The organism is Aquiluna sp., from assembly GCF_965064355.1.
On the sequence record NZ_CBCHRQ010000058.1, the window covers coordinates 1 to 9,122 of the forward strand.

General features: G+C 53.3%; 11 protein-coding genes, 1 tRNA gene and 1 pseudogene. 7 read left to right on the forward strand and 6 right to left on the reverse strand.

Annotated elements, in window-relative coordinates:
* On the forward strand, positions 1 to 399 hold a 399-nt coding region (locus AC128V_RS05640), incomplete at its 5' end, for an SDR family oxidoreductase (RefSeq protein ID WP_482763702.1).
* Here the strand turns inward: AC128V_RS05640 and serB are convergent.
* Both serB and glgC read right to left on the reverse strand, forming a co-directional pair.
* Positions 396 to 1,025, reverse strand: coding sequence for a phosphoserine phosphatase SerB (gene serB, locus AC128V_RS05645; protein ID WP_482763703.1), 630 nt, complete (start codon positions 1,023 to 1,025; stop codon positions 396 to 398). The two genes, AC128V_RS05640 and serB, sit on opposite strands and share 4 nt — an antisense overlap.
* Complete coding sequence (glgC, locus tag AC128V_RS05650) at positions 1,022 to 2,263, reverse strand: glucose-1-phosphate adenylyltransferase (RefSeq protein ID WP_482763704.1); 1,242 nt, start codon at positions 2,261 to 2,263, stop codon at positions 1,022 to 1,024. The genes serB and glgC overlap by 4 nt, the downstream gene beginning before the upstream one ends.
* A gap of 47 nt (positions 2,264 to 2,310) precedes the next feature.
* Here glgC and glgA point away from each other — a divergent pair, with 47 nt between their 5' ends.
* The 3 genes from glgA to AC128V_RS05665 all read left to right on the forward strand — a co-directional run bounded on the left by glgA (position 2,311) and on the right by AC128V_RS05665 (position 4,610).
* Positions 2,311 to 3,495, forward strand: a complete 1,185-nt coding sequence (glgA, locus tag AC128V_RS05655; protein WP_482763705.1) for a glycogen synthase — start codon at positions 2,311 to 2,313, stop codon at positions 3,493 to 3,495.
* 11 nt (positions 3,496 to 3,506) lie between these two features.
* Positions 3,507 to 4,289 (forward strand): ABC transporter ATP-binding protein, encoded by a 783-nt coding sequence (locus AC128V_RS05660; protein ID WP_482763706.1) that lies wholly within the window; start codon positions 3,507 to 3,509, stop codon positions 4,287 to 4,289.
* 72 nt (positions 4,290 to 4,361) lie between these two features.
* Positions 4,362 to 4,610, forward strand: coding sequence for a type B 50S ribosomal protein L31 (locus tag AC128V_RS05665; RefSeq protein ID WP_482763707.1), 249 nt, complete (start codon positions 4,362 to 4,364; stop codon positions 4,608 to 4,610).
* On the opposite strand, the gene AC128V_RS05670 is transcribed toward AC128V_RS05665, so the two are convergent.
* The gene (locus AC128V_RS05670) at positions 4,607 to 5,320 is read right to left on the reverse strand and encodes an exonuclease domain-containing protein (protein ID WP_482763708.1); all 714 of its coding nucleotides are present in this window, start codon (positions 5,318 to 5,320) and stop codon (positions 4,607 to 4,609) included. The genes AC128V_RS05665 and AC128V_RS05670 overlap by 4 nt on opposite strands.
* 55 nt (positions 5,321 to 5,375) lie before the next feature.
* Here AC128V_RS05670 and AC128V_RS05675 point away from each other — a divergent pair, with 55 nt between their 5' ends.
* Together AC128V_RS05675 and AC128V_RS05680 are read left to right on the forward strand one after the other, a co-directional pair.
* Entirely contained in the window at positions 5,376 to 6,245 is an 870-nt protein-coding gene (locus tag AC128V_RS05675) for an alpha/beta fold hydrolase (RefSeq protein WP_482763709.1), read from the forward strand.
* Positions 6,242 to 7,309, forward strand: a complete 1,068-nt coding sequence (locus AC128V_RS05680; RefSeq protein ID WP_482763710.1) for a glycosyltransferase family 4 protein — start codon at positions 6,242 to 6,244, stop codon at positions 7,307 to 7,309. Before AC128V_RS05675 ends, AC128V_RS05680 begins: the two co-directional genes overlap by 4 nt.
* On the opposite strand, the gene AC128V_RS05685 is transcribed toward AC128V_RS05680, so the two are convergent.
* From AC128V_RS05685 to AC128V_RS05695, 3 genes are all read right to left on the reverse strand, one after another.
* On the reverse strand, positions 7,295 to 7,879 hold the full coding sequence (locus tag AC128V_RS05685) for a histidine phosphatase family protein (RefSeq protein WP_482763711.1): 585 nt from the start codon (positions 7,877 to 7,879) through the stop codon (positions 7,295 to 7,297). The two genes, AC128V_RS05680 and AC128V_RS05685, sit on opposite strands and share 15 nt — an antisense overlap.
* Positions 7,872 to 8,705, reverse strand: coding sequence for a Sir2 family NAD-dependent protein deacetylase (locus AC128V_RS05690; protein WP_482763712.1), 834 nt, complete (start codon positions 8,703 to 8,705; stop codon positions 7,872 to 7,874). The genes AC128V_RS05685 and AC128V_RS05690 overlap by 8 nt, the downstream gene beginning before the upstream one ends.
* Before the next feature lie 66 nt (positions 8,706 to 8,771).
* Positions 8,772 to 8,854: transfer RNA gene (locus AC128V_RS05695), tRNA-Leu, on the reverse strand.
* 86 nt (positions 8,855 to 8,940) lie between these two features.
* On the opposite strand from AC128V_RS05695, the pseudogene AC128V_RS05700 reads away from it, so the two are divergent.
* Positions 8,941 to 9,122 (forward strand): annotated as a pseudogene (locus tag AC128V_RS05700) (hypothetical protein); the annotation flags it as partial.

Here is a 9,122-nt window from a genome sequence, read left to right on the forward strand (position 1 = left end):
AAGGCAATTACCACTGCTTGCTTGCCGGTACTGAATAACCCAAGCTCTGTGGTTGGTTTGACTTTTGATGCAACGGTTTCCTGGCCGGTATACGACTGGATGGGTGTTGCTAAGGCTGCGTTTGAGTCAACCGCTCGCTACCTAGCTCGTTACCTGGGCGACAAGGGAATCCGCGTGAACCTAATTTCTGCTGGACCACTGCGCACTACTGCCGCGAAGGGCATCCCTGGCTTTGCAACAATGGAAGAGCTTTGGACTGGCCGCGCGCCACTTGGTTGGGACCTAACCGACACCGAGGCGGCTGCCAAGGGCTTGGTTGCGCTATTGAGCGACTGGTTCCCAGCAACCACTGGTGAAATGATCCACGTAGATGGTGGACTTCACTCCACTGGTGCCTAGGGCAATAACTGAATTAGCATGCTTAGATCGCGCTCATTGAGCGCGATTTTTGCTTTCTCTTGGACAACAGGCTTGGCACAAAATGCCACTGAAAGTCCGGCTACTTCCATCATCCCTAGGTCGTTAGCACCATCTCCGACGGCAATGGTGCTATCGAGGGAGACCTCTAGTTGCTTGGCCCACTCCAAAAGGGCATCTGCCTTGGCTGCTCTATCGATTACCTTGCCAATTACCTGGCCGGTGAGCTTGCCATCGACAACCTCAAGAGTGTTTGCCCGCTCCATATCAAAGTTGAGCTTCTGTTTGATCGGGGTCAAAAGCTGGATGAACCCGCCCGACACCGCGGCGGCCTTACCGCCACGCTCATGAATAGCTTCGATGAGTTCTCTAGCGCCTTTTGTGGGGGAGAGCTGGTGTGAGACTTCGCCTAAAACTGCCTCATCCAGACCCTTGAGAGTTAGAACTCGCTGCCTGAGGCTTTCTTCGAAGTCGAGCTCCCCGCGCATTGCGCGTGACGTAACCTCGGCTACCTCTTGTCTTTTTCCGGCCCGCTCGGCCAGTAACTCAATTGCTTCGTCATTGATGAGGGTTGAGTCGACATCAAAAACCACTAGGAACTTTGTCAAGGTGTAACCAAACGCCCCTTTGCGACAACGGTAATGCCGCTTTCAGTGACAGTGAAGCCGCGCTCTAGGTCTCGCTCTTTGCTAACACCAATGCTGGCACCATCTGAAACGACGACGTTCTTGTCCAGAATCGCCTTGCGAATGGTGCAATCGCGGCCAACCTGGACATCATCCAAAAGCACAGATTCGGTCACAAGCGTTCTTGAGGAAACTCGAACGTTAGGGGATAGCACCGAGCGATCAACCACTCCGCCGGAAACCACAACACCCAGGCTCACGATCGAGTCTTGTGTCCGGCCCTGGTTGCCCTCTGAATCGTGAATGAATTTGGCCGGTGGCAAATTGATTTGCTGGTTGTATACCGGCCAGTCGGAGTTGTAGAGATTGAAAATTGGCATGGTCGAAATTAGGTCCATGTGGGCGTCGTAGTAGGAGTCCATGGTTCCCACGTCTCGCCAGTAAGACTTGTCGCGAGCAGTTGCACCAGGAATCTCATTGAAGGTGAAGTCGTAAGCTCCAGCAGTACCTTGGTTCACAAAGTAAGGGATGATATCCCCACCCATGTCGTGGTCAGAATCCGGGTTCTCGCCATCGCGCTCAATTGCATCAATCAAAGACTGCGCATTGAAGATGTAGTTTCCCATCGAAACCAAAGCCTGGGTTGGATCTCCCGGCACCGGCTGAGGGTCGCTTGGCTTCTCTCTGAAAGCCGCAATCTTGACCGGGTTAGCCGGATCTACCTCGATAACGCCAAACTGCGGAGCAATAGCGATTGGCTGCCTGATTGCAGCGACGGTTGCCTCCATGCCGGATTCGATGTGCGACTGCAGCATCTGATCAAAGTCCATTCGGTAAACGTGGTCGGCACCGACCACCACCACGTAGTCGGGCCTCTCATCGCTGAGAGCGTTCATGGACTGCAAAATCGCGTCCGCACTGCCGGTATACCAGCGCTTGCCCAAGCGCTGCTGAGCAGGCACCGAAGCCACGTAAGAACCCAATAGCGGTGACATGCGCCAGGTTTGAGAGACGTGACGGTCGAGCGAGTGCGATTTGTACTGGGTTAGCACCACAATTCGTCTGAGACCAGAGTTGATTAGGTTCGATAGAGCAAAATCAACCAAGCGGTAGCTGCCGGCAAAAGGCACCGCTGGCTTGGCTCGATCTGCGGTTAGCGGCATCAAGCGCTTGCCCTCGCCACCAGCGAGAACCATTCCGAAGACTCTTGTTCGACCCATAGCCAAATGTTAGTTGTTAAAAGTGGCGCAGACACTAGCATTTCGTTATGCGCGTGGATTTTGTTACCAAGGAGTATCCGCCAAATATCTATGGTGGAGCCGGTGTGCACATCACCGAATTGGTTAAGGTTCTCCGATCCAGAATTCAGGCTCGAGTTCACGCATTTGGGGAGCCGATTCAAGAAGCCGACACATTTGGCTACAGCACTCCTGCGGCATACTCAAAGGCCAACCCAGCCATTCAAACCATGGCTACCGATCTCGAGATTGTGCAAGCTATTTCAGGCGCAGACCTAGTGCACTCGCACACCTGGTATGCCAATTTTGCTGGTCACGTGGCATCGATGCTGCATGGCATACCTCACGTGATCACCGCTCACTCATTGGAACCCTTGCGCCCCTGGAAAGCAGAACAGCTTGGGGGAGGCTATGCGGTCTCATCCTTTATCGAGCGTGCCGCTTACGAGCAGGCAAAGTCAGTTATAGCGGTGTCTCACGGCATGCGGAGGGACATTCTCAAGGCTTATCCAGAACTTGATCCAAACAAGGTTGAGGTCGTCTACAACGGCATTGACTCGCAAAAGTGGCAACCGCTGCACGATCCCGACGTCGTCCGCTCCCTGGGAGTAAACCCAGATCAGCGTTCAGTAATTTTTGTTGGTCGAATTACCAGGCAAAAGGGTCTTCCTTACTTTCTTCGGGCTGCAAGCCAGCTGCCGCATGATGTTCAGTTGGTGCTTTGCGCCGGCGCACCGGACACCATAGAAATCAAGGCTGAGGTCGAGCACCTAGTGTCTGAACTCTCCAAGACCCGCTCGGGCGTAGTTTGGATTCCCGAGCACCTCCCGCAACCAAAGCTGGCGGCACTATTGAGCAGTGCTGACGCCTTTGTCTGCCCTTCGATTTACGAACCATTGGGAATCGTAAACCTAGAGGCCATGGCCTGTGGCGCTCCTGTAATAGCAACTGCAACCGGAGGCATCCCCGAGGTCGTGCTAGATGGCAAGACCGGTTGGCTCGTCCCGATCGAGCAAGTTGATGATGGCTCTGGAACTCCGGTTGATGAGAACAAGTTCGTGACCGATTGGGGCAACGCCCTAAACGCTGCGTTGGAATCAGGAACCCTTAAGTCCTTTGGTAAAGCTGGACGCATCCGAGCCGTTGAAGAATTTAGCTGGGAGTCGATTGCGACTCGCACGCTAGAGGTCTACTCCAGGGCAGTTCAGAGCTAGGCTATTTTTCAATGTCACAGGTTATTGATCTTCAAAATGTCAGCGTAGTTCGCAGCGGTAAAGCGATCCTAGAGTCCGTTACTTTCTCCGCCAATTCAAATGAGCGTTGGGTGATTTTGGGCTCAAACGGTGCTGGAAAAACGACCATGCTCAGGGTTTGCGCTGCTCAGATTCATCCATCCTCTGGACAGGCAAGAATCCTGGACCAGCGCTTGGGAGAGGTAAACGTTTTTGAACTTCGAACCCGTATCGGCTTTGCATCCAGTGCTTTGGCCAACCAGATTCCAAACAGCGAGAGCGTTCTAAACGCCGTAATGACTGCCAGCTACGGGGTCACCGGACGCTGGAACGAGACCTACGATGCGATTGATGAGCGTCGAGCAATGCGGGTTCTCAGAGAGTGGCAGCTTGAAGACTTTGCCCAGCGTCCTTTTGGAACGTTGTCAGACGGTGAGCGCAAGCGCGTTCAAATTGCCCGTTCGGTTATGACCGACCCAGAGCTGATGCTCTTGGATGAACCAGTAGCAAGTCTTGATTTGGCCGCTAGGGAACTTACCCTTCGCCTACTCAGCGGCTACGCCACCAGCCCTCAGGCGCCAGCGATGGCGATGGTGACTCACCACCTAGAGGAAATCCCCGCCGGATTCACCCACGCTCTTCTGATGCAGGATGGCAAGATTTTGGCCAGGGGAGAGATCGGTGCCACTATTACCAGCGCCGCGATCTCTGAGACTTTCCGTTTCCCACTGCATGTGAGCTACCAGGACGGTAGATTCTCTGCGATTGCGTCCTAGACGACAAGGGAAATTGCTGCTAAGCTTTCCCGCTGTTGCTCATTAGCAAAAAGATTTCACAAGAAGGAAACCATGAAGGCTGAAATTCACCCAACCTACGAGCCAATCGTATTTCGCGACCTGGCATCTGGCGTTGCATTTCTAACCCGCGCTACCATCACCAGCTCAAAGACCATTGAGTGGGAAGACGGTAAGACCTACCCTGTTTACGACGTGGAAATTAGCTCTGCTAGCCACCCGTTCTACACCGGTAAGCAGCGCATCATGGACTCTGCAGGACGCGTAGAGCGCTTCAACGAGCGTTACAAGAACTTCGGCTAATTCTTTATTGGCCAACCCAAGACCGCACGGTAATCCGGGCGGTCTTGTTGTTTAAGCCAGGCTTCAAACTCCAGGCTCTGCTCATCCGACCAGGTTGCCTGTGAGGCATGCAGTTCTTCGGCAGAAATATTCAAAGCAGGGAACTTAGCTGCCTGGCGCTGCGCCAAACGTCCTGCGGCGACAGCATCAGCGGTTGAGTTGTGTGCGTCAAGCAGTTCGACTCCATAGTCACGGCAAAGTGCAATCAGGGTACGAGAGCCCTTTCCGGAGCGAAACTTCACGAGCTTACGGTCGAGAACCAGCGGATCGATAACCGGCATGGGGGACAGTGGCTGGTGATCATATCTCTCAGCCTCGGATTTCAAGATTGAAAAGTCATAGGGAGCATTGAATGCCACTATCGGCATTGACGCATTTAGTCGTGCGAGCACCTCCAGCATTTCGGAGATAGCAGGACCTGGCTGCACGCCATTGGCTTTTGCCATGTCCGTTGTGATTCCATGCACATTCGCCGCGGCCTCGGGAATTTCGATTCCAGGGTTTACGAGCCACTCGTGGACTTCGGTGGGTTCACCGTTGGAATCGATAACCGCGACAGCGGCAGTAACGATCCTCGAGGTGTCAAGGTCTAATCCGGTGGTTTCAAGGTCAAAAACCGCGAGCCGCTTACTCCATGCTGGGCGGTTTGGATCAAAATCAAAATCTAACAAGGCTTCTCCTTGCGCCCAGACTACTCAGGCTTACCGACACTCCTAGACTTGACACATGCCGGTTCTAAATCTTGCTGCCCCGACCCTTGCCGCCTTGGCAGGCAAGCGCGGTCACCGGGCCGATATCGGAACCACAGCAATTTGGCACTACCCCTCGGCTGATCCCAAGGGCAAACTGCTTTTTATTCACGGGTTTCGGGGTGACCACAACGGCCTTGCCGCCATCGCTGGAGCGCTTGTCGACTACGAGGTGCTGATTCCCGACCTCCCGGGGTATGGCAAGACTCCAGAACTCCAAAAACACGACCTAGAAAGCTATGCCGATTGGCTAACCCAACTGGTTGATCAGATCGGCTCGGATGTTGTCGTGATTGGCCACAGCTTTGGATCCCTTGTGGTCTCAAAGGCAGTTAGCCAGGGTATGAAGGCAAGAGCCATTGTGCTTCAAAACCCAATTACCACCAGATCCAGCGAGCAGAACGATCTTGCGAACAAGATTGCACGCAGCTTTTACTCTCTTGCCGTATCCCTTGGCAGGCTCGGTTCAGGATTACTTCGAAGCTGGCTGGTCGTCCGTGTCATGTCGGTGGCAATGGCAACATCAAAGAGCCTCAAGCTTCGCTCCTGGATACACAATCAACACCACCAGCACTTTTCCACCTATCGCAGTGACCGAGTCGCTCACGAGGGCTTCGCTGCAGCCTCTGGATCGAGCGTCTTGGATTTTGCCAAAGACTTCGAGCATCCGACCTTGTTGATTGCGGGGGAGAAGGACCTGATCGCACCGCTGGCAAACCAGATCAAACTTCAGGGCCTAATTGCCGGTTCAAAATTGGAGATTATGCCGTCGGTGGGCCACCTAACGCACTACGAGTCGTCCGCCGATGTCGCAATGGCAATAGACAAATTCTTGGGTGAGCTTTGAGAAAAATTGCATTTGACGCAAGGTTTATAAAGCCGGAGCACCCAGATGGCATTTCTAGGTTCAGCCTCGGACTAATCGCAGAGCTTTCGAAGTTGACCGCCCTCACCGTAATCGTTTGTGATGCCAGGGTGGAAGCCAAGCTTCCAAAATCGGTAGCAGTTGTCTGGGCCAGTGACCCAACATCGGTGCTGGAAATCTTCACCGCCAGAAGACTAAATAAGACCGGCATCGATGTGCTGTTCAGCCCGATGCAAACCACCTCCGGACTTGGCAGAAAATTCAAATTGGTCCTAACGCTTCACGATTTGATTTACTACCGTCACCGCACCCCGCCCAAAGAATTCAATCCGCTGGTGCGAATTGTTTGGTGGCTGTATCACCTGAGCTTCGCACCCCAGCGGCTGGTGCTCAACGGTGCTGACGCAGTTGTCACTGTTTCAAACACCACCAAACAGCAAATGCTCAAACATCGTCTAACCAAAAGACCGATCAGCGTTATCTACAATGCCGCCGACGCGGCAGGGGTCGTTCCAGAGCGCAATAACTCTGGTTCGCGAATCTTGGTCTACATGGGCAGTTTTATTGGCTACAAAGACGTCGAGGCGCTAATCAGGGGAGTCTCCCTGCTCCCTGAGCACACCCTGGTTTGCCTTTCTCGCATATCCCTTGCTCGAAAAGCGGAACTGACCGCACTGGCGAATTCCCTTGGGGCCCGGGTTCAATTCGAGAACGGCGTCGACGAGGCCGAATATCACCAGTGGCTTATCAGAGCCCAGGCCTTGGTTACAGCCTCTAAGGATGAAGGATTTGGCATTCCGGTTATTGAAGCGATGGTGCGCGGCACACCCGCTGTGGTTTCGAATCTTGAAATTTTCAAAGAGATCGGCGCTGACGCGGCCAACTATTTCAACCCCGATGACCCACAATCGTTTGTCGATCAGATCAATCGCCTAGGCGATGAAGGTGTCTGGGCGAGCACCTCTCAAAAATCAATTGCGCAGGCGGGTAGGTTCTCCTGGCGAAACTCGGCAGCAGAATTGTTCGAGTTACTAAATCGAATCTGAACCTAAAGGCTGAGGCTTCCAGCCTTCAAGCTCCCATGATCCGCGGTGGTGCAAAAGGTGCAGCGAAGCGTTCTGCAATCTTTCTCCCGAGGGTGGAATTGTTCCCTTTGATACCTCGCTTAGTACAAAGCGAATCAATGCCCCGTGAGAAACGGCCAGCACTCTGACACCTGCGTAGTTGGATTCAATGTGGGCTAGCAGTTCGCGCGCTCTATGCTCAACGCTGGCTCTGGACTCCGCACCTGGAATGTCATCCAACTTGGAGAATTTTTCACCCCACTCGGCATATGTAAGACCCTCGCCGATGCCGAATGCTCGCTCCAACAGCAGCGGCTCAATTGTGATCTCACTAATTCCAATTTGTGCCGCAACAATTTCAGCGCTTTGCCGAGCCCTTCCAAGCGGGGAGCTCAAAATCACATCCCAACCATGATCTAGGTGTTTGCTGGCGGTTTCGATTTGTTCGATGCCAATCTGGTTCATCGCAATGTCCGTGGTGCCCTGCAGACGAAGATCTATGTTCCAGTCAGTCTGGCCATGACGGAGCAGACCGAGTGTGCTGTTAGTCATTGAGAATTGCCTCCAGCAGATCGGATGTTGAAGCAGAGAGTTTTACATTTGCAATCAGATCGGCTTTGGTGTCGCCCAGATTCACAATCACGATCGGAATACCGCGTTTTTGGGCTCGCTTTACCAGCCTTAGCCCAGAGTTCACAGTTAGCGAAGTACCCGCAACCAGCACGGCCTCAGCACTGTTGAGCAACCCTTCGGCAGCCTCAACCCTGGACAGTGGAACCTGTTCTCCAAAAAAGACCACATCCGGTTTGTAGTGTGCACCGCAAAAGCCACACTCTGGGACTCTAAAGTTCTTTCCGACCTCTACCTCAGCATCGCCATCCGGGGTGAATTCAACATCTTGCGATCGGTTAACCTCTGGGTTTAGATGCGCAATCCTGGCGTCAAGTTCAGGCCTTGAAAGAATGTCGCCACAACCGGTGCATAGCACCTGATCCAAACGTCCGTGAAGTTCAAGAACCTTTTTCGAACCCGCTTTTTGGTGCAGGCCATCGACGTTTTGAGTGATTATCGAGAAGACCTGGCCGGTGAGCTCTGCCTTAGCAAGAGCTAGGTGGCCAGGGTTAGGGGTGGCCGCCTCGACCCGGCTCCAACCGACATAGGAGCGTGCCCAATACCTGGCCTGATTTTGCTTAGAGCCCATGAATTCATCAAAAGTAAGGGGGTGTCGAACTACTCGGCCCTCGCCACGGTAATCAGGGATGCCGCTGTCGGTTGAAATGCCTGCTCCAGTAAGAGCTAGAACGGCCTTACCACGCAGAAGATTGCGGGCTTGCTCGACGCCATACTGCATGGCAGAAGAGATTGATTCGGAGGGCATTTGCCAATTCTAGTTTGGATACCAACCGCGAGAAATCTAGGAAGTAAAAATTCCTATGCAGCATTGTGTCCGAAAGGGGACTTGAACCCCTACCTCCTTTCGGAGACTAACACCTCAAGCTAGCGCGTCTGCCATTCCGCCACCCGGACAATGCACTCGACCAGGGCCGAGCAAGCCAATAATCTATCACGAACTTCCTAAGCAATCCATTGCTGGGTTCTTTGAGAATTGGCATTTGGGCGATAGCGTAAGAATCATGCATGAAGAACCAGCACTGGCCCTAAGGCAATTGATAGCTGCGCTTGAGCGTCACCTCGACACTTGCGCCACAAAGCGCCCTGGTTCTGACCAAGAAATTCAAGAGGCATACGATCAGATAGCGCAGACTTTCGAGAAGTACGAAGACGTCTTGGAATC

What these genes read in the sequence shown, in the direction of transcription:
- AC128V_RS05685 (WP_482763711.1), bottom strand. Translation starts at nt 7,879, where the DNA reads ATGACTAACAGCACACTCGGTCTGCTCCGTCATGGCCAGACTGACTGG.
- glgA (WP_482763705.1), top strand. Translation starts at nt 2,311, where the DNA reads ATGCGCGTGGATTTTGTTACCAAGGAGTATCCGCCAAATATCTATGGT.
- AC128V_RS05690 (WP_482763712.1), bottom strand. Translation starts at nt 8,705, where the DNA reads ATGCCCTCCGAATCAATCTCTTCTGCCATGCAGTATGGCGTCGAGCAA.
- glgC (WP_482763704.1), bottom strand. Translation starts at nt 2,263, where the DNA reads ATGGGTCGAACAAGAGTCTTCGGAATGGTTCTCGCTGGTGGCGAGGGC.
- AC128V_RS05675 (WP_482763709.1), top strand. Translation starts at nt 5,376, where the DNA reads ATGCCGGTTCTAAATCTTGCTGCCCCGACCCTTGCCGCCTTGGCAGGC.
- AC128V_RS05665 (WP_482763707.1), top strand. Translation starts at nt 4,362, where the DNA reads ATGAAGGCTGAAATTCACCCAACCTACGAGCCAATCGTATTTCGCGAC.
- AC128V_RS05660 (WP_482763706.1), top strand. Translation starts at nt 3,507, where the DNA reads ATGTCACAGGTTATTGATCTTCAAAATGTCAGCGTAGTTCGCAGCGGT.